Origin of the sequence: Streptomyces sp. NPDC006544, assembly GCF_040611715.1 — a bacterium.
Taxonomy (GTDB): domain Bacteria; phylum Actinomycetota; class Actinomycetes; order Streptomycetales; family Streptomycetaceae; genus Streptomyces.
The window spans coordinates 58827-79016 of sequence record NZ_JBEXOV010000030.1 but is presented as its reverse complement, the minus strand read 5'-3'; the positions used below and the strand labels follow the sequence as shown (position 1 = coordinate 79016).

General features: G+C 74.7%; 16 protein-coding genes. 7 read left to right on the top strand and 9 right to left on the bottom strand.

The genetic code is table 11. The annotated features are described in order from the left end of the window. Positions 1–65 precede the first annotated feature (65 nt). Together ABZY44_RS16825 and ABZY44_RS16820 are read right to left on the bottom strand one after the other, a co-directional pair. Positions 66–1907: a M1 family aminopeptidase gene (locus ABZY44_RS16825; RefSeq protein WP_356654360.1), complete on the bottom strand. Its 1842-nt coding sequence runs from the start codon at positions 1905–1907 to the stop codon at positions 66–68. 303 nt (positions 1908–2210) lie between these two features. Beyond that, a complete protein-coding gene (locus ABZY44_RS16820) occupies positions 2211–2720 on the bottom strand; it encodes an NUDIX domain-containing protein (RefSeq protein WP_356654358.1) in 510 nt (169 codons plus the stop codon). 29 nt (positions 2721–2749) lie between these two features. Between ABZY44_RS16820 and ABZY44_RS16815 the strand changes: the two genes are divergently transcribed. The 4 genes from ABZY44_RS16815 (at position 2750) to ABZY44_RS16800 (ending at position 5508) form a co-directional block, all read left to right on the top strand. Further along, positions 2750–3445, top strand: coding sequence for a M15 family metallopeptidase (locus ABZY44_RS16815; RefSeq protein WP_356654357.1), 696 nt, complete (start codon positions 2750–2752; stop codon positions 3443–3445). A gap of 13 nt (positions 3446–3458) precedes the next feature. Then, positions 3459–3797 (top strand): DUF962 domain-containing protein, encoded by a 339-nt coding sequence (locus tag ABZY44_RS16810; protein ID WP_356654355.1) that lies wholly within the window; start codon positions 3459–3461, stop codon positions 3795–3797. A 62-nt stretch (positions 3798–3859) separates the two neighbouring features. Continuing rightward, the gene (locus tag ABZY44_RS16805; RefSeq protein WP_356654353.1) at positions 3860–4321 is read left to right on the top strand and encodes a zinc ribbon domain-containing protein; all 462 of its coding nucleotides are present in this window, start codon (positions 3860–3862) and stop codon (positions 4319–4321) included. Then, positions 4318–5508 (top strand): lipid-transfer protein, encoded by a 1191-nt coding sequence (locus ABZY44_RS16800; RefSeq protein ID WP_356654352.1) that lies wholly within the window; start codon positions 4318–4320, stop codon positions 5506–5508. The genes ABZY44_RS16805 and ABZY44_RS16800 overlap by 4 nt, the downstream gene beginning before the upstream one ends. 174 nt (positions 5509–5682) lie before the next feature. Here the strand turns inward: ABZY44_RS16800 and ABZY44_RS16795 are convergent, their stop codons facing one another. Genes ABZY44_RS16795 through ABZY44_RS16780 form a run of 4 tightly spaced genes read right to left on the bottom strand, consistent with a single transcriptional unit; the run spans position 5683 to position 10240 of the window. Next, complete coding sequence (locus ABZY44_RS16795) at positions 5683–6309, bottom strand: ATP/GTP-binding protein (RefSeq protein WP_356654350.1); 627 nt, start codon at positions 6307–6309, stop codon at positions 5683–5685. Then, complete coding sequence (locus ABZY44_RS16790; RefSeq protein ID WP_356654348.1) at positions 6290–6760, bottom strand: DUF742 domain-containing protein; 471 nt, start codon at positions 6758–6760, stop codon at positions 6290–6292. Before ABZY44_RS16790 ends, ABZY44_RS16795 begins: the two co-directional genes overlap by 20 nt. 10 nt (positions 6761–6770) lie before the next feature. Beyond that, positions 6771–7208: a roadblock/LC7 domain-containing protein gene (locus ABZY44_RS16785; protein ID WP_356654346.1), complete on the bottom strand. Its 438-nt coding sequence runs from the start codon at positions 7206–7208 to the stop codon at positions 6771–6773. Then, positions 7205–10240, bottom strand: coding sequence for a nitrate- and nitrite sensing domain-containing protein (locus tag ABZY44_RS16780; protein ID WP_356654344.1), 3036 nt, complete (start codon positions 10238–10240; stop codon positions 7205–7207). The genes ABZY44_RS16785 and ABZY44_RS16780 overlap by 4 nt, the downstream gene beginning before the upstream one ends. Before the next feature lie 357 nt (positions 10241–10597). Here ABZY44_RS16780 and ABZY44_RS16775 point away from each other — a divergent pair, with 357 nt between their 5' ends. Continuing rightward, positions 10598–11077 (top strand): hypothetical protein, encoded by a 480-nt coding sequence (locus tag ABZY44_RS16775; protein WP_356654342.1) that lies wholly within the window; start codon positions 10598–10600, stop codon positions 11075–11077. A 139-nt stretch (positions 11078–11216) separates the two neighbouring features. On the opposite strand, the gene ABZY44_RS16770 is transcribed toward ABZY44_RS16775, so the two are convergent. From ABZY44_RS16770 to ABZY44_RS16760, 3 genes are all read right to left on the bottom strand, one after another. Beyond that, positions 11217–15845 carry a hypothetical protein gene (locus ABZY44_RS16770; RefSeq protein WP_356654340.1) on the bottom strand — a complete coding sequence of 1543 codons (4629 nt, stop codon included), beginning with the start codon at positions 15843–15845 and terminating at the stop codon, positions 11217–11219. 57 nt (positions 15846–15902) lie between these two features. Further along, the gene (locus tag ABZY44_RS16765) at positions 15903–16814 is read right to left on the bottom strand and encodes a hypothetical protein (RefSeq protein ID WP_356654338.1); all 912 of its coding nucleotides are present in this window, start codon (positions 16812–16814) and stop codon (positions 15903–15905) included. A gap of 202 nt (positions 16815–17016) precedes the next feature. Further along, positions 17017–18522: a hypothetical protein gene (locus tag ABZY44_RS16760; protein WP_356654336.1), complete on the bottom strand. Its 1506-nt coding sequence runs from the start codon at positions 18520–18522 to the stop codon at positions 17017–17019. A gap of 158 nt (positions 18523–18680) precedes the next feature. On the opposite strand from ABZY44_RS16760, the gene ABZY44_RS16755 reads away from it, so the two are divergent. After that, the gene (locus tag ABZY44_RS16755) at positions 18681–19484 is read left to right on the top strand and encodes a 5-oxoprolinase subunit PxpA (protein WP_356654334.1); all 804 of its coding nucleotides are present in this window, start codon (positions 18681–18683) and stop codon (positions 19482–19484) included. Between the two features lie 8 nt (positions 19485–19492). Continuing rightward, the gene (locus ABZY44_RS16750) at positions 19493–20152 is read left to right on the top strand and encodes a carboxyltransferase domain-containing protein (RefSeq protein ID WP_356654372.1); all 660 of its coding nucleotides are present in this window, start codon (positions 19493–19495) and stop codon (positions 20150–20152) included. Positions 20153–20190: the final 38 nt, after the last annotated feature.

Genomic DNA, 20190 nt, shown 5'->3' with positions numbered 1-20190 from the left:
GGGGGGGGGGGGTGGGGGGGGGGGGCCCGCGGGGGCGCGGGTGCGCCCCGGCGGACCGTTCCCTGCTAGCCGTCGATGCGGTGCGTGGACCAGAACGAGGTCAGGTCCGTGGTCGTGGCGGCCTGGGCGGCCGCCTTGAACTCGGCCGTGGTCGAGACCCCGTACCAGTGCGAGGTGGCGTAGTCCTTCAGCAGTTTGGCCATGACCGTGTCGCCCAGCACGCGCCGCAGGTCGTGCAGGGCGCACTTGCCGTAGCCGTAGACGACGGTGGAGTAGCGGGAGGAGTGGGCGTCCCAGTAGGCCATCGAGTTGGTGATCTTCTCGGCCGACGAGGCCCAGGAGACGCTGTTCCAGCAGCTCGCGCCGGTCTTGTTCTGCGCGAGGTCGGTGGCGTAGTCGGTGAACGACTCGTCCAGCCAGGGGCTGGTGTACTCGTCGTCGCCGACGATGCCGTACCACCACTGGTGGGCGATCTCGTGGGTGAGCGCCGTGGTGCTGACCAGGTCGAGGACGAACCCGGGGTACTCCATGCCGCCGAACCAGTAGTTGTTGTCGATCACCGCGTCCAGCTCGCCGTACGGGTAGGCCCCGAACCTGGCGGAGTGTGCGTCCACGGCGGACTTGGCGGTGGTGAGCATCGACTGCGAGTCGGCCGCGCTGATGCCGGAGACGGAGTAGATGTTGACGGGGGTGCCGGCGGCCGAGGTGCCGGAGATCTTGCTGAAGGGTCCGGCCGCCCAGGCGAACTCACGCACCTTGGTCGCGGTCGCGGTGGTGACCGTGCGTCCGCTGGTTCCCGGGGTGTCGACCGAGGCGCCCGTGGCGGGCACCAGCAGGGAGGTGGGGTGGTCCAGGGTCACGTTGAAGTCGGAGGCCAGTGCGTAGAACGACTCGCCGTTGTTCGTGTACGGGTCCAGATGCCAGCCGGCTCCGTCCCGGACCGCGAGCACCGGCAGGGCGTTGCCGACCATGTTGAAGGCCCCGTCGTGGCCGAAGCGGTCGGCGCCGCTGGGGACGGTGATTCCCAGGTCGAAGCCGATCGTGGCGCTCTGGCCCTGCGCCAGCGGCGTCGGCAGGGTGATCTGGAGGGCGGTGCATCCGACGGACAGCGCGCCGGCGGTGCCGCCGGTGACGTTGGTGACCGTGATCGGCATGGCGGAGCAGGTGCCGTGGTAGTTGTCCCACAGCCGCAGGTACACCTCGCCGAGGGGGGTGGCGGAGGCGTTGGTGAAGCTCGCGCTCTCGTGGCCGGTCCAGCCGGTGCCGCTCGCGTTGCTGCTCAGGTTGACGGTGTACGCGGGGGCGGCCGGGGTGCGCGTGTCGTCCGCCGGCGGGACGGTGCCGCCGGAGGTGTCGAGGGCGATGTCGTCGAGGACGAAGTTCGTCTTGAGGCTGGAGTCCTCGGTGCCGGTGAAGGCGACGGTGACGGTCTGGCCCGCGAACGCCGAGACGTCGAAGGACTTCTGGGTGTAGCCGGTGTTCTTGTCGAGGTTGGAGTACGTCGCCAGCGTCGTGGCGCCGATCTTCACGGTCAGCTTGTCGTACTTCGTTGACGTGGTCGTCTCGGTGGTGTCGACGTGCAGCCAGAAGGTGAGGGCCGCGGCGCTGCACCCGGAGGGGATCGTGACGCTCTGGGAGAGCGTGTCGGTGTGCGTGCTGCCGACGCCGTTCAGCCAGGCGAAGGAGGTGCCGCCGTGGGCGCTCTGACCGGCGCGGTTGGTGATCAGGCCGGTCTGGGACTGGACCCAGGGCGAAGTCCCGCTTTCGAGGCCGCCGTTGGCGACCACCTGGGCGGGTGTGCAGGCGGCGGGCGCCGCTGCCGCGGAGGGAGCGGGCCATGCGGAGGCGACCAGCGCGGCGATGGCGAAAGCGCTCGCCGCGAGGGCCTTGTGGGGGGTGGATCTCACGCGAAACTCCTTTGAGGCGGCCGGGATCGCGGCCTGCTCGGCGGCTGCCGGGCCGGCCTGGGTGCGCCGGGGGGCAGCCGGGGGGGTGACGGCTGCCGGAAGCCTGGCAGATTTGACCGGAGCATGCCATCAGAGTTCGGTAAAGGTGTCCCCCTCACCGCGTAGCGGACGACGGCGTCGCCCGCTACGCGAAGCGGCGCGCGACTCCCGGCCGACGGTCCGGGGCCGCGACCCGGCCGTCTCCCGGAGCGGCTCGGCCGGCCGGCCCGTGGAGTCCCGGGGTCACCGCTTACCGCTGCCCGCTCACGCGTACCGTCCCGCGAACCAGTCCCCCGCCGCCTGCGTGTGCAACGGGAAGGCCAGCTCCCGCGGACCGCGCAGGACGTGCCAGCCCGTCGTCTCGTCCGTCGGCGCGGACACGGGGAGGGAGGAGGCGGGGCGGGTGGGGAGGAGGCCGAAGAGGAGCAGGTGGCCGGCCGGGGACGTGTGCGCGGCCGCGAGGGAGACCTCGGCGGCCGGGGCGCGGATGCCGGTCTCCTCACGGAGTTCGCGGACGACCGACGTGCGCCAGTCCTCGCCGAAGTCCATGAAGCCGCCGGGCAGGGCGACCCCGCCGAGCGCGGGCTCGATGGTGCGGGTGATGACCACCAGGCCGGTGCCGAGCCCGTCCTCGACGGGCAGGAGGGCGACCGCCACCGGGAGCGGGTTGCGGTAGGCGACCGCGCCGCACGAGGGGCACGCACGGGGCCAGTCGGTCGAATCGAACAGCGCTCCGCAGGAGGAGCAGTGCGAGTCCTTCAGGGGGGCCGGCATGCGGCGATGGTAAGCCAAGGGGCATGCGGATGGCGGTCGTTGCGGGATGGATCGGAGCGCTGGGTGTGCTGGGAGCGCCGGGAGGCCCGGACGCGGGCGCTCCGGCGACCGGCTTCGCCGTGCTCGCGGAGGTCGATCCGAGCATCGGGCAGGAGATGCGGTACGCCACCGCGCACAATTTCACCGGCACGGTGGTGGACGGCTACGAGGAGCCCGTCTGCCTGCTCGCCCGGCCCGCCGCCGCGGCCCTGCGCCGGGCGCAGCGGGAGGCGCTGCGGCGCGGGTACTCACTCCTGGTGTACGACTGCTACCGGCCGCAGCGGGCCGTCGGCCGGTTCGTCCGCTGGGCCCGGGACCCGGCGGACCAGCGGACGAAGGCGGAGTTCTATCCGGGGGTCGCCAAGGACCGGCTGATCCCGGAGGGGTACATCGCCGAGAGGTCCGGGCACAGCCGCGGCAGCACCGTGGACGTGACCTTGACGGACCTCGGCCGCGAGCCCCTCGACATGGGGACCCCCTTCGACTACTTCGATCCGCTCACGCACACCGACAGCCCCCGGGTGACGGGCACGGCCCGCGCGCACCGGGAGCTCCTGCGACGGGTGCTCGGCGGGCAGGGGTTCGTGAACCTGCCCGAGGAGTGGTGGCACTTCACGTACCGGCCGGAGGCGTTCCCGGACGCGTACTTCGACTTTCCCGTCTCTGTCGCCTCCGTTCACCGCTGAGTACCGTGCCCGCATGACTTTCAGTTCGTACGAGGAGTTCTGGCCGTACTACGTCGCCCTGCACTCCCGCGCCGCCACCCGCTGGGTCCACCTCACCGGCACCCTCACCGGCCTCGCCCTCACCGCCTACGGACTCGCCCGCGGGCGGGGGCGCTACGTCCTGGCGCTCCCCCTCATCGGCTACGGGACGGCCTGGCCGGCGCACTTCCTCATCGAGGGGAACAATCCGGCCACCTTCGGCAATCCGGGCTGGTCGCTGCGCGGGGACGCGCAGATGATCCGGATGATGCTGGCCGGGCGGGACGCGGAGCTGGGCGAGATCGCGCGGAAGTGGCTCGCCGAGAACGGGTGACCGGGGCGTGTTCCCGTGACAGACTCCTGACGGATCGTCAGATTCTGTTGTCGGGAGGGGTCTTGGAACACACACGTACACCCGTCGTGAGCGGGTGGTTCACCGAGGACGGCGCGCAGGGCGGCCTCCGGCTGCTCGGCACCCGGTGCTCCGCCTGCGCCGCCGTGTTCTTCCCGCGCGAGGACGCGTACTGCCGCAATCCGCACTGCCCGGGCGGTGGCGAGCTCGTCGAGACCCCGCTCTCCCCGCGCGGCCGGGTCTGGTCCTACACCGACGGGCGGTACCGGCCGCCCGCGCCGTACGTGTCCGACCCGGACGCGCCCTGGACCCCGTACACCCTGGTCGCCGTGGAGCTGGAGGCCGAGGGGATGGTGGTGCTGGGGCAGACCGTGCCCGGGGTGACGGTCGCCGATCTGGCGGTCGGGATGGAGGTCGAGGTGGTGGGCGGCGTGCTGAACGAGGACGCCGCGTCCGGCACCACCTGGACCACCTGGCACTTCCGGCCGGTGGGGGTGGAGCGATGAGCGCCGACGTCGCCGTCCTCGGGGCCGGCATGCACCCGTGGGGCAAGTGGGGACGCAGCTTCGTCGAGTACGGGCGGGCCGCCGCCCGGACCGCGCTCGCCGACGCCGGGCTGGAGTGGACGGACGTGCAGTCCGTCGTCGGGGCCGACACCGTACGGTCGGGCTATCCCGGCTACGTGGCCGGCGCGACCTTCGCCCGGGCGCTCGGCTGGCAGGGCGCGCGCGTGACCAGCGTGTACGCGGCGTGCGCCTCCGGCGCCCAGGCCATCGGGGCGGCCAGGGCGCAGATCCTGGCCGGCCTCGCCGACGTCGTCCTCGTCGTCGGGGCGGACGCCGCGCCGAAGGGGTTCTTCGCCCCGGCGGGCGGGGAGCGGCCGGACGATCCGGACTGGCTGCGCTTCCGGGTCCTGGGGGCCACCAACCCGGCGTACTTCGCCCTGTACGCCCGTCGGCGCATGGCGCTGTACGGGGACACCGGCGAGGACTTCGCGCAGGTCAAGGTGAAGAACGCGGCGGCCGGACTGCTCAACCCGAACGCCCGCTACCGCAAGGCCGTGACGGCCGAGGAGGTCGCCGCCTCGGCGGTCGTGGCCGATCCGCTGCGGCTGCTCGACATCTGCGCCACCTCCGACGGGGGCGCGGCGCTCGTACTGGGCAGCATGGACTTCGCGCGCTCGCGGGGGATCGCGGACCCGGTGCGGATCAGGGCCGTGTCCACGGTGACGCCGACCTATCCCCGTACGGTCCTCGACCTGCCGGACATCGCCACCGACTCGGTGACCGCCGTCGCAGCCGTGCCCGGTTCCTTCCGGTCCTCGATCGCGCGGGCCGCCTACGAGGAGGCGGGGCTGGGGCCGGAGGACCTCTCGCTCGCCGAGGTGTACGACCTGTCCACGGCGCTGGAGCTGGAGTGGTACGAGGACATCGGCCTGTGCGGGGAGGGCGAGGGGGCCAAGCTGGTGCGGGAGGGCGCGACGGCGCTCGGCGGGCGGATTCCCGTCAACACCAGTGGCGGGCTGGCGTCGTTCGGGGAGGCCGTACCGGCGCAGGCCATCGCGCAGGTGTGCGAGCTCACGTGGCAGTTGCGGGGTACGGCCGGGGACCGGCAGGTGCCGGGGGCGCGGGCGGGGATCACGGCGAACCAGGGGCTGTTCGGGCACGGTTCGGCCGTCGTCGCCGTCCGGTGACGGCCGCCGCGCGGCGGCGCGGCCCGGCTGAACAGGGTCTGTTGTCCGAACGCTTGACGGCCCCCGGCGGCGGGTTCACACTCGCTCCACAGTCCCGCTCCGCGACGGGACCGGAGCCCCCCATGTGAGCTGCGGCCCGTACCCCAGTCGGCGGGGGTACGGGTCGCCTCCATGTCAGGCCCCGGCGCTCAGGCTCTGGCGCCGGGCCCGGGCCAGCGTCATCGCGTGTTCCACGACCCCCACCAGGACGTCCTTCACCGACTCCCGGTCGCGCGCGTCGCACAGCAGCACCGGCACCTCCACGGCGAGGTCCAGGGCCTCCCGTACGGAGACCACGGGGTGCCGGTCGGCGCCGTCGAAGCAGTTCACCGCGACCACGAAGGGGATCTCGCGCCGTTCGAAGTAGTCGACGGCGGCGAAGCAGTCCGCGAGGCGGCGGGTGTCGGCGAGCACGACGGCGCCGAGCGAACCCTGGGCCAGCTCGTCCCACAGGAACCAGAACCGGTCCTGTCCGGGCGTGCCGAACAGGTACAGCACCAGGTCCTCGCGCAGTGTGATGCGCCCGAAGTCCATGGCGACGGTCGTGGTGTTCTTCCCCTCCACTCCCCCGGTGTCGTCGACGCCCCGGCCCGGCTCGGAGAGCCGTTCCTCCGTCCGCAGCGGTCTGATTTCGCTCACCGCACTGACCAGGGTGGTCTTGCCCACCCCGAAACCGCCCGCGACCAGGATCTTCAGGGTCAGCGGCTCGACCGGCGTCACGGCATGCAGGGCGCCGGTGCGGCTAGAGCGCCCGAAGGCCATCGATCACCTCACGCAATATGGATTCATCGGGCAGTTCGGCCGGCGGTACCGGCCGGCTCACGTGAACCAGTTCGTCGTCGGCGAGATCGCCGATCAGGACGCGGACGACGCCGACCGCGAGGTCGAGGTCGGCCGCGAGTTCCGCGACGGACTGCGGCCGGGCCCGGCACAGTCCGAGGATGTGGGCGTGTTCCGGGGACAGGGTCGCGTCCCAGACCGGGTCGTCGGCCGCGGCTTCCGCGACCACCAGCGCGATCAGGTCCAGCCGGTGCTGGCCCGCGTGGCTGGTCCGGCCGCGCGTCATGGCGTACGGGCGCACGACGGGACCCGCGTCGTCGTCGAACCACTGGTCGGTGGCGCCGTCGGGCGCCGCGCCGAAAGCCGCCCCGCGGGTCGGGGCGGGCGGGCGGGCGGGGGTGCGGGCGGGGTTGTCCCGGCCTGGATCGCTCATGCCGTCCGACTCACCCTCCGGCTGGCAGCCCGGTGCGCGGGGCGGTCGCCAGATGGTCACCGACGCGCTTGACCATGAGGGTCATCTCGTACGCGACCTGCCCGACATCGGATTCCGAGTCGGCGAGGACCGCCAGGCAGCTGCCGTCACCGGCGGCCATGACGAAGAGGAACGCCTCGTCCAGTTCGACCACCGTCTGGCGGACCGTGCCGGAGTCGAAGTGGCGGCCGACTCCCTTGGCCAGGCTGTGGAAGCCGGAGGCCACGGCCGCCAGGTGCTCGCTGTCCTCCCGGGTCAGCTCGGCGGAGCTGCCGGTGGGCAGGCCGTCGCCGGAGAGGACCACGGCCTTGCGGATGCTGGCGACCTTGTCGACGAGCTCGTCGAGGAGCCAGTTGAGCGGCCCGGAGCCGCGGCCCCAGGTGTCGTTGCCGGACTGCGGTGCCGTCATCGGCCGTCCCCCTCGTTCTCGTATCCGGGGCCGGAGGCGGCAGAGGTGCCGCCCGCGGACCCGGACTGCTGCGGTGCTCGGTGCCGGGCTTCCCGGTGTTCGGCCTGCCGTAGGCCGGGACCCGCGGCCGCATCGGCGTCCTGCGCGGTGTGCTGCGCGGTGTTCTCGGTGGTGTTCTGCGCGGTGTGCTGCCGGGCGTCCCGTTGGGCGCCCGCCTGGGCTTCCCGCTCGGCCCGCTGCCGCGCGTGCTGGTCCCGGCCCGCCGTCCAGCCCCGCTGGAGGGAGGACATGCGGCGGCGCACCTCGTCGGCGTCCCGGTCCGCCAGCGGGTCGGCGGCGGCTTCCGCGGGGACGGGGGCCGGAGCGTCCTTCAGCTGGGGCGCGAGGTTGGCCTGGCGAACGCGTCGCGGCAGGCTGCCGCCGCTTCCCTGGCCCGGCTTGGCCCCGGACGCTCCCGCGGCATCCGGGCCCGGGGCGGGATCGGGGACCGCCGCGACGGGGCGGGGCTCGATCCGGCGGCCGTGCTCGGCGATGAGCGTCGGCGCGGGCCTGCGGCGCGGGAGCGGTACGGCTCCCTTGGCGCGGGGGCCGTCGGCCCGGGCGGCGTCGGGGTGGGAGGTCTCCAGGCGGACCGGTCCGGTGGGAGCCAGCGGGCCCCGGTCGCGGAAGCCGTCGCGGCCGCCGCCGTTGCGGTCGGCGGCGTCGGCGCTCCGGTCGCCGGTGCGCTCCCCGGTGCGGTCGCCCTTCCAGGGCGTGCCGCGCTCGGCGTGCCGCTCCCCGTGGGGGCGGCCCGTCTGGCGCAGGCCCAGCAGGGAGCTGCGCGGGGTGCCGTTGGGCGGCGTCTCGTCGTCGAGCGTGGTCATGGCGGGCCGGCCGTTGCCCCCGGTGCTCCCGGCGACGCCGACGACCCCGGCGAGGCCCGCGACGCCGGCCGTGGACCCGTCCATGACGGTGGCGGGGTCGTCGAGCCCCAGCATGCCGACCGGGGCCTCCAGCTCGACGGGGCCGCGCAGTTCGGCTCCGGCCGGCAGCCTGCGGCCCCCGGGCCCCCCCGGCTCGACCGCGGCCGCCGCGGGGCGGGCCCGGCCGCCCGCGGCCTTGCCTCCGGCCAGGCGGATTCCCGTCCCGTCGGTCTCGGGAGCCTCCGTCAGCAGGGTCACCGGGAGGAAGACCACCGCGGTGGTGCCGCCGTAGGGGCTCTGCTGGAGGCCGACCTTGACGTCGTGGCGCTGCGCGAGGCGGCTGACGACGAAGAGGCCGAGCCGGTCGGTGTCGGAGAGCTCGAACTCGGCGGTCTCCGACAGCCTGAGGTTCGCGTCGAGGAGCGCCTCCGGGGTCATGCCGAGGCCGCGGTCGTGGATCTCCAGGGTGAAGCCGTTGGCCACGGGCTCGCCGAGCACCTGGACCGCCGTGTGCGGCGGGGAGAACACCGTCGCGTTCTCGAGGAGTTCGGCGATGAGGTGGGTGACGTCGGCGACGGCCGGGCCCGCGATGCCCAGGCGGGGGAGCCTGCGCACCTCGATGCGCTCGTAGTCCTCGACCTCCGCGACGGCGGCCCGTACGACGTCCATCAGCTGGATGGGCTTGCGCCACTGGCGGGAGGGCGCGGCGCCGGAGAGGATCACCAGACCCTCGGCGTGGCGGCGCATGCGAGTGGTCATGTGGTCGAGGCGGAAGAGGTCGGCGAGCTCCTCGGTGTCCTCGGTGCGCCGCTCCATGGTGTCGAGCAGGGTGAGCTGGCGGTGGAGCAGCACCTGGTTGCGGCGGGCCAGGTTGACGAACACCTCGGAGACGCCGCGGCGCAGTTCCGACTGCTTGACGGCCGCTTCGACGGCCGCGCGCTGGAGGGTGTTGAGGGCCTGCCCGACCTGGCCGATCTCGTCCTTCTCGTACTCCAGACGGGGTGCTTCCGTCTCCAGGTCCACGAGTTCGCCGGCCGCGAGGCGGCGCATGACGCCGGGGAGGCGGACGCCGGAGACCTCGTGGGCCTCCTTGCGCAGCCGGGACAGGTCGCGGACCAGCTCGCGTCCGATGCGTACGGACAGGACGAGGGAGACGGCGAGGGCGATGAAGCCGAGGACGCCCGCGACGGCGGCCTGCACCAGCACGTTCATGGCCTCGGGCTCGACGCGCTCCTGGTAGCGGTCGCCGGCGGCGGTGCCCATCGTGGCGAGCTCGGCGAGGACCTTCTGGGAGGCCTCGTCCCACTGGGCGGGGGTCGCGCTGCGCGGGTTGCGTCCCGGGCCCTGGGCGATGAATCGTTCCTCTGCCTCGCGCAGGGCCCTGCTCTCGGGGTTGTTCCAGTACTGCTCGAACTGCTCCCGGTCGGCGGACGGGAGGAGCACCAGGTTGAACTCGTAGAGCAGCTTGCGGTTGGCGACGAGGTCGGAGACGTGCCGGATGTCCGCCGGGCTGACGCTGCGGGCGGCGAGGGCCGAGGCGACGACCGCGTCCTCGCGGGAAAGGGTCTCGCGGGCGCGGGTGATGCCGACGAGGGCGCGGCCCTGCTTGTCCATCTCCACGTTCTCGAGTGCGTGGAGGTTCACGAGGAACTCGTAGCAGGGGTCGACCAGCCGGCTGTAGAGCTCCAGCGCCTGGCTGGTGTCGAGGGAGCCCGAGTCGACTGCGGTGCGCAGCGCGCCGATGCCGTGGAAGGCGTCGAGGATGGAGTTCAGGCGCTGGGCGGCGGCGGGGGTGAGCTCGTCGCCGACGTCGGGGTCCTTGGCGTCGGCGGTGATCTTCGCGACCATCTCGTCGGTGGCCTTGCGGCGCTTGACGAGTTCGGTGGTCGCGGTGGACGCCCGGGGATCGCCGATGACCACGAGGGTCTGGCGGCGTTCGGTCTGGATGACCCGGACGACGTCCTCGACGGGATAGCCGACCTTGTCGATGACATAGGCGACGCCGAGCAGCTGGGCGGCCTGCCGGCCGGTGATCACCGTGGCGAAGCCCCACAGGGCGGTCAGGGAGACGAGCGGCACAAGAAGCAACGCCACGATCTTCCGGCGGATGGATTTCCCGCGAAAGCGCATGGCCTCCCCAGCCTCCCCCAGGTCAACCCCTCTGTCCGGGGCCGGTGTTCCGTCATTTAAACGGCGTGAGCCTACTACTGCCACAGCGCGCCTTCGAAGGCGTGTCCGGACATTTTCGGCCGAGCACCTGGCCGAAGATCACGAGTTGTCCGATAGGTCCGCCAAGAGCGGCCCGATATGCGGCAGATGACACTTGGTGCGGTGTCGGTTCCCGTAACGTGATGGATGGCTGGAATTCTTTGTTCCGCAGCCATTACGGGCAGGCGCGCGTCCGCGGTGCGGGAATCTCCGGGCCCCGCCGTACGTCTACCTGTTCCGGGGGCGCATGACCGGGCGCGTGGAGGGGAGGAGCGGAGCATGGCGACGAAGTACGAGGACGGTACGGGAAGGCCCGGAGCGTCGTCCGGGCGGGCCTTGTGGGTCGAACAGGCGGCCGGGGAGCGGCGCATGCCGGATCCGGTCCGCGAGTCCGCCGTGCGCGCGGTGCTGATCGTGGCCGTGACGCTGACGGTCGCGACGACCGCGTTCTTCCTGACGGTCACCGGCTCCTGGCTTGCCCTCCCGCTGGCGCTCTGCGCGATAGGCGGGACCGTCGTGGCCACCTGGGGCGTGCTGGACGTCATGATCACGCGGCAGACGTGGAACCAGCGGTACGGGGTCGTCTCGGAGCCGAGCAGCACGGCGCGGGGGCGGCGGCGCGAGCGGCGCCGGTCCCGCCGCGATGCGGCCGCGGCCCGGTCACGGACTCCCGTGCCGCAGCCCCGGCAGCCCGACCGCGTCCGCTCGCACGGCGAGGCGACCGGCATCTGGCCGCCGCCGTCCAGGACCGGACGGTGACGGCCGGACCGTGACGGCCGGACGGTGGCCGCGGGGCGGCGTCGAGCCGGGGAGCTCGCTTCGGTGACGCGCGGCGCGTCAGGGAACGAAGGCGCCCGGCGCCGAGGCGCGCCGGCCGCGCGTCACGAAGGAGCGCGCGTCACGAAGGAGCGACGGTGCTGCGGCGGAACATGCGGGTCGCCGTGATCTCCCCGTGGATGGTCTCCTCGTCCGGTGCCTGGTGCGGCAGCCCGGGGCGCAGGTGCTCCTCGACGCTGATGTACTTCAGCCCGGCCCGCAGGTCGGCGTCGTTGCGCAGCCGGATCACCAGGGGGAACTCGGCGAGGGCCGTCGTGTCGAACAGGCCCGTCGTGTAGAGCAGCTGGACGCCGAGCGCGTCCGAGACGGCCCGCTGGAGCTCCAGCAGGTACGTGGCGTTGGCGCGTCCGATCGGGTTGTCGAGGAACAGCGTGCCGGCGTGCCGCTGCTTGTCGCGGCCCCGGTCGTTGCTGCGCAGCGCCGCCATCGTGCAGTACAGCGCGATCGCCGCGGTGAGCAGCTGCCCGCCGGAGAAGACGTCGCCCATCTGGCCGACCGGCACCCGCTCGGCGCGCAGCACCGCGTCCGGCTTCAGGATCTCCACAGCGATGCCCTTGGGTTCCAGAGCCGCCTGGACGCCGTGGAGCAGCAGCGACATGCCGTCGCGGCGGCCCTCGCCGAAGGAGGCGGTGCTGTTCTTCTTCACGGCCGCGCGGGTGGCCTCGTCGATGACCTCGCCGAGGCGCTCGGTGAGGGTGGCCTGGTCGGGCTCCTCGAAGCGGATGCGCAGGAACTCCTGGCCCGACCACTCCCCCAGGCCCTCGGGCAGCTGGGAGAGCCGCTGGGCGGAGCGCAGGGTGGCCAGGGCGGACTCCACGAGTCCGCGCAGCCGGTCCACGATGCTGTCGCGGTTGCGCTCCAGCTGCGCCAGCTCGTCGGTGAGGACGCGCAGCCGGGGGGCGAAGGCGGCCGCCCAGGCCGCCGCGTGCTCGGGCAGGGCGGAGGCGGGCAGTTCGCGGATCTGCTGGCGTGCGGGGGTGCGTACCTGCTCGTAGCGGTTGGCGTTGGCGTGCCGGACGAGGGTGTCGCTCGCCTCGCGGACGGCGGATTCGGCGGCCGACAGGTCGGCGGTGCAGGCCCGGAGCGAACGGCGGGCCTCTGCGGCCGACTGGCGGGCCTCCTCCAGGGTGCCGGCGTGCGGGACCGGCTCCTGCTCGTCCTCGTGGTGGGTGTGGTCGCGCAGCAGGTCCCGCAGCAGGGCGGCGGTCTCGTCGAAGCCGCCGGCCCCGTCCTCGGCGGTGCGGTGGGCGCGCAGCAGGTCGGCGTGGGCCGCGCGGGCGGACTCCACGGCGGCGGTGTGCGCGCCGAGCTGGGCGGTGGCGGTGCGCAGCAGGGACTGGGCCTGCTCGACGTCCGCGGGGATCAGCTCCTCGGGCAGCTCGGTGTGCGCTCCGCCCTCGGCGGGGGCGTGCCGTTCGGCCTCGCCGCGCAGGCGGCCGAGCTGCTCGCTCGCGGTCGTCGCGCGGGTCTCCAGCATCTGCACGAGGGCCTCGGCGCGGGCGGCGGCGGCCTGCCGGGAAGGGCCGTCGGAGCCGTCGGTGCCCTCGAGGAGCTGGGCGGCGCGGGTGCGGACCTTGTTGGTGAGCCGGTCGAGCTCGGCGAGGGCGGCGCTCTCGTCGCTCTCGGCGCGGGCCTGTTCGGCACGCAGGTCGGCGCCGACGCCCACCTTCTCGTAGAGCTGGGAGGCGGCCCGGTAGGCCTCGCGGAGGTCGGGGAGCGGGGCCTTGCGCGTGCCGTCCCCTGCGGGCAGCGGGTCGGGGGCGCCCGCGATCTCGGCGCGTTCGGCGCGCAGGGCCCGGGCGGTGCGGCGGGCGTCGTCGGCTGCGCGCTGGGCGGCGCGGCGGTCCTCGTCGGCGGCGCGGGCCCGGTCGAGGCAGACCTCGGCGCGGGCCTCGGCCTCGGCGGCCTCCTCGGCGAGTTCGCGGACCCTGGCCTGCCAGCCGGCGCGCTCGCGCAGGCGGTGGGCGAGGCCGGCGAGGGCGTCGGCCACCCGGCGGGCGCGCTGCGCGGTGTCCTGGCGCTCGTCGCGGATCCGCGCGGCGTCGGCGGCGGCCTCGTCGGCCTCGGCCCGTACCGTACGGGCCTCCGCGAGCTCGGCGTCGGTCTCCTCGGCGAAGGTACGGGCGGCGGCGGCCTGCCCCGCGAGTTCTGCGAGGCGGCCGGGCGGGCAGCCGGTGCGCCAGGAGGCGAGCCGGGCGGCGAGCTCGCGGTCTCCGGAGAGGCGGGCGGCCAGGTCGCGGATCTCGGTGTCGCGGGCGGTGGCCCGGGTGCGCAGCGCCTGGCGCTCCTCGTCGGCGGCGTGCTCGTCGTGCATGGCCGGGTTCGGCGGCACGATGAAGATGCCGGAGGCGCCCGGTCCGTCGGCGTCCTCGGCGGGCGGGACGGGGGCCAGCAGGGCGGCGGCGGTGCCGACGGCGACGGTGGAGCGGGGCAGCAGGGCGGCACCGGAGAGCACTTCGCGGGCGCGGGCGTGGGTGTCGGGGTCGGTGATGACGACGCCGTCGACGAGTTCGGGGCGGGCCGCGAGGACGGCGGCGTGGTCGGCGGGGTCCACGGACTGCGCGAGGTAGCGCCAGCCGGGGAGGGCGGGGATGCCGTGTTCGCCGAGGTACTCGACGGTGGCGAGGACGTCGGGGCCGGGCGGCAGCAGGCCGCCGTCGCCGAGGGCGCCGAGGATGCGGGAGTCGTCGGCGGCGGCGGTGCGCAGCTCGAACAGCTGGCGTTCCGCCGCGGCGACCCCGTCGGTGAGCAGGATGCGCAGGTCGTCGGCGCCCCGGTCGAGATCCTCGGGCGTGAGGCCCTCGGCGGGGGCGTCATGGCCGGCGGCCCGCTCGGGACGGCCCGAGGCGGGGGCGCCCAGGAGGGCTGCCAGGCGGGGGGCTTCGGCGAGCGAGGCGGCGGCCCGGTACTCGGCGCCGTACGCGGCTTCGGCCGCGTCGGCGGCGTCCGCCGCGCGGGCGGCGGTGAGCTCGGCGCGCGCTTCCGCCGCGGTGGCGTCGCGGGCGGCCTCGGACGCGCTGCGGGCGGCTTCGCGGGACTCGTCCCAGGCGGCCACGGCCGTCTTCTCGGCGTCGGAGGCGGCCAGCGCGGCCCGCGCCGGGTCGGCGTCGGGGGCGGAGTCGTCGAGCCAGCCGGCCCGCACGGCCTCGTCGGTCTCCTGCTGGACCTCGGCGAGGCGGGCGCGCAGGTGCTCGGCCTCGCTGCGGGCCCGCTGGGCGGCCGTGGCGGCGGCGGTGGCATCGCGGTGGGCGGCCTCGCCGGTCTCCTGGAGGACGGCGGAACGCTCCTCCTCCTCGTTGGCGGCCCGTTCGCCCTGCTCGGCGGCGGTGTGCAGGGCCCGTACGAGCTCGACGGCGGCGGTGGCCCGCGCGGCCAGCGCCGGGGCCGCGTCCCGCTCGGCCTCCAGGATCGCGGCGGCGACCCGGGCGGAGCGGTCGGCTGCGGCGCGGTGGCGCAGCACGTTCTCGGCGGCCTGCCAGGCGGAGTGCAGGGTGCGGGCTTCGAGGAGCTCGCGGCGCTGCGCGGCGGCGGCCTTGTCGGCGACGGTCAGGGCCAGCGAGGCGTGCCGGTAGGCGAGTTCGGCGGAGACGGCGGCGCTGCGGGAGCGGGCGGAGTCGGCGGCGGTGACCTCGTGGGCGGCGCCGGTGACCCGCTGCGCGAGGTCGGCGGCGCGGCCGCGCTCCTCGGTGGCGCGGGCGGACAGGCGCCGGGCGAGGGAGCGTGTGCGGCGTTCGGCGCCGGCGTGGACGTCGCGCAGCCGGGAGCGGGTCTCGGCGGCCTCGACGATCTTGGTCAGGAGGTCCACGGAGCCTGCGGTGAACTCCCGTTCCGCCATCAGCTCGGAGCGTCGGCCGAGCTTGTTGCCGAAGCCGTGGACGAGGTCGGCGAGTCCGTCGGTGTCGCGGGTGTCGGTGACGGCGCGCAGCAGCAGGTCGGTGAAGTCGGAGTCCTTCTTCACCGCGAAGAGGCCTGCGGCCTCGCCCTCGTCGGCGTTCATCTCGCGCTGGTAGCGGAAGAGCTCGGGGTCGAGGCCGAGCTCGGTGAGGTGCTCGTTCCAGCGGTCGTGGATCTCCTCGAAGTACACCTCGAGGTGCGGGTAGGCCTTGCCGGCGTCGGTGAGGGCGTCGCGGAAGCCCTTCATCGTGCGGCGCCGTCCCTTGGCTCCGGAGACTCCCTCGACGGGCGGGCGCACCGACGTGGCCTCGGCCACCGGGAGGCTGTCGAGGCCCATGCCCGGGCCGGGACGGAAGGAGTACCAGGCCTCGGCGAACTTGCGCGGGTCGTTGGAGACCTGGCGTCCGCGCCACTCGCTGACCTTGCCGACGACCACGCATGCGCCGGTCTGCGTGTGCTGCCACTCCAGCGCCACGTGACCGCAGTCGTCGGCGAGCAGGAACTTGCGCAGCACGCCGGAGCTGGCGCCGCCGAGGGTGTTGCGGTGGCCGGGCAGCATCACCGAGAAGATCAGCTTGAGCAGGACGGACTTGCCGCCGCCGTTCTCCAGGAACAGCACGCCGGCGGGCGCGGGGCGGCGCGGCGGGCCGGTGGGCTCGTCCTGGAAGAACTCCGCCTGCGCGGGCGCCGGGTGGGGCACCGGCGCGCCGACTCCGCGCAGGTCGAGCACGGTGTCGGCGTAGCGCGCGCCGGCGGGCCCGATGGAGTAGAGGCGGATCCGGGACAGCTCGTACATGGCGGCGGGTTCTCGCGGTCTCTCGTAGGGGTGCGGGTACGGGGATCGGGGCGCGGGCTAGGCGTGGAAGGGCAGCCCGGCGTCGGCGGCGAGCTCGAGGTCGTCGCCCTCGGGCGGCGGCAGGAGGCTGGCGGAGCCGTCGCTGACGGGGACCACCCCGAGGTCCAGGAGTTCGGCCATGGCCGCGCTGCCCGCCATGTCACGGACCTGGAGCTGGTAGCGGGGGGTGGTGCGGTAGGTGCCTCCGGAGTCGTCCCCGGTGCGCTGGAGGAAGCCGGAGTCGGTGAGGAAGGCGGCGGCCTTGCCGACGATGCCGGTGGTGGAGCCGGCCAGGCGGCGCGCGTCCTTGGTGGCTCCGGTCGCGCTGCGGCGGGCGTAGACCCGCCAGGCGGCCTCCAGGCCGGGCGCGTCGGAGGCCGGGTCGGTGTTCTCGCCGAGCTCCTCCGCGCGCTCCTCCAGCCGGCGGCAGGTCTGCCGGACGAAGGAGTCGACGCCGTTGACGGTGATCCGGCCGATGTAGCCGTCGTCGGCGAGGTCCTCGGGGCGGGGGAAGGCGAGGGCGGCCACGGCGAGGTGGGCGAGACCGTGCAGGAAGCGGTCCGCCGAGTCGGCGGTGGCGCGGCGGGCGTAGTCGCCCATGCGGACGGCGAAGACCGAGTCCTCGCCCGCGGCGACGGCCATGCCGGCGCGGGGGGACACCTCCAGGACGACGAGCCCGAGACCGGTGGCGACGGCGTCGGCGAGCCGCCCGAAGGCGGGGTCCTCGCGGTAGCGGCGCAGCAGCTCGGCGTACTCCGCGTCGCGGGCGGGCAGCAGTTTGGGCTGCAGCCCGAACGCGACCAGCCGGGCCGCGTCGGCGGCGTCCGCCGGGGTCACGGGGGCGGTCGCCTGTCCCGGTACGGCCGGGACGGCCGATTGCGCGTCGGGCTCGCTCCACGCGGGGTGCTGCTCGGCGTGGTGGTCGCTCACGGGTACTGCCTCTCGTGGTGTGCGGTGGTGCCCGCGGCGAACGGGGCGGAGCCGGACGGTGCGGCCGGGGCCGGGGCGGAGCCGGCGGAGCCGGACGGTGGTGCCGGGGCCGGGGACGGGGCCGACGTGGCGGAGCCGGACGGTGGCGCCGGGGCGGGGGTGAACCCGGCCCCGCCCCTCCGTGCTGCCGGGGCGGCGGCGGTCATGCCGCCTCCGTGCGGTCCGCCGTCATGGCCGCCGAGTCGAGCAGGGCGGTTCCGACGATGAGGTCCGCGCCGCCGAATTCGGGGTCGTCGAGCTCGGTTCCGTCGTCGACCGCGAAGAGCAGCCGCTCCTCCCCCTGGCGGTAGGCCGTTCCCACCGCCGGGCTCGCCGCGTGGACGGCCAGCAGGGCGACCAGGTACGGCAGGTCCGGGTCGGAGCGGCGGGCCTGTGCCAGGAGGCCGGACAGCCGGCGCGGGGCGTCGTGCGGAAGCTCCAGGAGCTCCATGGCGGCCGCGAGCTGCTCCTCGCTGAAGCGGCTGTCGTCCGGGGTGGCGATCAGGTCGGGCTCCGGCATCTCCACGCCGAGGTGTTCCCGCTCCACCGGCGGGGTCAGCAGGATCTCCACGAGGTCGGCGACGCGCACCGAGACCGGGGTCCGCAAGCCGGCACCCGACGCGAAGAAGGCGTCCGTGACCCGGGAGGCCTGCGCGAGCGGCAGCGGCAGCGCGGGGGCGACGAGCTGCCCGTACAGGTCGATCCCGGAGCGGGCCGCGGGAGCCGCGAAGGCCTGCCGGTCCTGTTCGGCGCGGAACAGCGGGCCGGCGTCCAGCAGCCGGGACTGCAGCTGCGTGTGGCGGCGGATGCAGTCCTTGACGATGTCGACCAGCTCGGCGGCGCGGCGCTTGTTGTCCGGCTCCTCCGCCTCGTCGCGCGCCTTGCGGATGTTGGTCAGGATCGCGTTCTCGTGGCGGTAGCGGTCGGCCACGTGGTCGAGGGCTTCGGCGATCATGTCGGGTACGGTCACCAGCCAGTCCACCGCCCGTACGTTGCGACGGGTCGCGTCCAGCGTGCGGCGCAGGGTCTCGGCGTACTGGACGGTGCGGTAGCGGGCCTGTTCGGCGGCGAGTTGGGCGTCGGCGAGCCGGCCCCGGCTGATCAGGACCTCCAGTTTGACCTCGGCGGCGATCTGCGCGCTGGTGACGTCCGTGTCGAGGGCGCCGACCAGGACGTTGACGGCCTCGTCCGTCGTGCGCAGGTACACCGCGCCGCCGTAGCCGGGAACTTCCTCGATCAGCTTGAAGTCGTAGTCCCGGCGGACGTACACCCCGTCGGGACCGAACGTGCCGTAGATCGCGCGGAACCCCCGGTCGACGCTGCCGACGTTGATCAGGTTCTCCAGCACCCAGCGGGCCACCCGCTCGTGCTCGACCGCCGGGCGGCCCGGCGCCTGGGCGGCGACCCGCGGCAGCAGCCTGGCCACTATCTGCTCGTGGTCGGCGCCCGTGTCGAAGTCCATGTTGAGCGTGACCAGGTCGATCGCGGCGAGCGCGACCTCCGCCATCGCGTAGATCCCGTACTCGCCGGCCAGATTGGCCTTGCGTACGTCGAGGTCGTGCAGCGGGGCGGTGCAGGCGAGCGCGCGCAGCCGCCGGGCCAGGCCCTCGTCGGCGGCCGGGCCCGGCGCCGGGGACGGAAGGGTCTTCGCCGTGGCAGGGAAAGTCACGGACAAAGACTAGGCGCTGATACTGACAACATCCCAAACGGGATGGTTCGGCCCGTTCGTTCCCACCGCCGGCGGGACCACGAGGCGGACGGGCGGCCCAGACGGGCGCGGGGGCGGTGGACCGGCGCACGGAACCCGCCCTGTTCTACGCTCACGTCATGGCTTCCATGATCACACCGGATTCGCCCGGCCCCGCCGCCCCCGTGATCGACCTCAACGCCGATCTCGGCGAGGGCTTCGGCCGCTGGACGCTGACCGACGACGAGGCCCTGCTGTCCGTCGTCACCAGCGCCAACGTCGCGTGCGGCTTCCACGCCGGCGACCCGTCCATCATGCGCCGCGTCTGCGAGCTGGCGGCCGCCCGCGGGGTGCGGATCGGCGCCCAGGTCTCGTACCGGGACCTCGCGGGCTTCGGCCGCCGGGCCATGGACGTGCCGGCCGCCGAGCTGGCCGACGAGGTCGCGTACCAGATCGGGGCGCTGGAGGTCTTCGCCCGGGCGGCCGGCTCCGCGGTGTCGTACGTGAAACCGCACGGCGCGCTCTACAACCGCACCGTGCACGACGCCACCCAGGCCGGCGCCGTCGTCTCCGGCGTGCTGCTGGCGGCAGGGCGGCAGGGGCTCCCCGTGCTCGGCCTGCCCGGCTCGCTGCTGCTTGCCGCGGCGGAGCACGCCGGGCTGCGGGCCGTCCCAGAAGCCTTCGCCGACCGCGCCTACACCCCGGCGGGCACCCTCGTGCCGCGCGCCGAGCCGGGAGCCGTGCTCGACGACCCGGACGCGGTGGTCGCCCGCGCCGTCGCGATGGCCACCGAGCGCGCGGTGACGGCCGCCGACGGGTCCCGCGTCCCGGTCCCCGCCCGCTCGCTCTGCCTCCACGGGGACACGCCCGGGGCCGCGGAGCTGGCCCGGGCGGTCCGGACGGCGCTCGGCGCGGCCGGAGTCCGGGTGGAGGCGTTCGCGTGACCGGCGGGGTGAGGACGCTCGCCGTCGGCGCCGACGCGCTGCTCCTGGAGGTGGACTCCGCCGAGGAGGTGGCCGCGCTCCACGCGGAGCTGCTGCGCCGCCGGGCCGGGGCGGCGGGGGCCGCGGGGACGGAGGGGAGGGAGGAATCCGCCGGGCTGGAGGGCGTACGGGACATCGTGCCCGCCGCCCGGACCGTCCTGCTCGACGGGGTGAGGGACCCGCGCGCCCTCGCGGCCCGCATCGCCCATTGGACCGTCCCGCCGCTCGCACCGGCCGACGGTCCGCCGCCGGTCACGGTCCCGGTGCGCTACGACGGACCGGACCTGGCCGAGGTGGCCGCGCTGTGGGGGGTGGCCCCGGAGGAGGTCCCCGGCCTCGTCGGCGGCATCGGGTTCCGCGTCGCCTTCTGCGGCTTCGCCCCCGGCTTCGGCTACCTGACCGGCCTCCCGCCCCGCTTGCGCCTCCCCCGCCGCGCGACGCCCCGTACGGCCGTCCCGGCCGGGTCGCTCGCGCTGGCGGGCGAGTACGCGGGGGTCTATCCGCGCTCCTCCCCCGGCGGCTGGCAGCTGATCGGATCGACCGACGCGGTCCTGTGGGACCCGTCGCGCGAACCGGCCGCGCTGTTCGCGCCGGGCGTGAGGGTGCGGTTCACGGAGGCGACGGCGTGAGCGGGGAGGCGGGGGCCGGGGAGTTCGCGGGGGCCGGG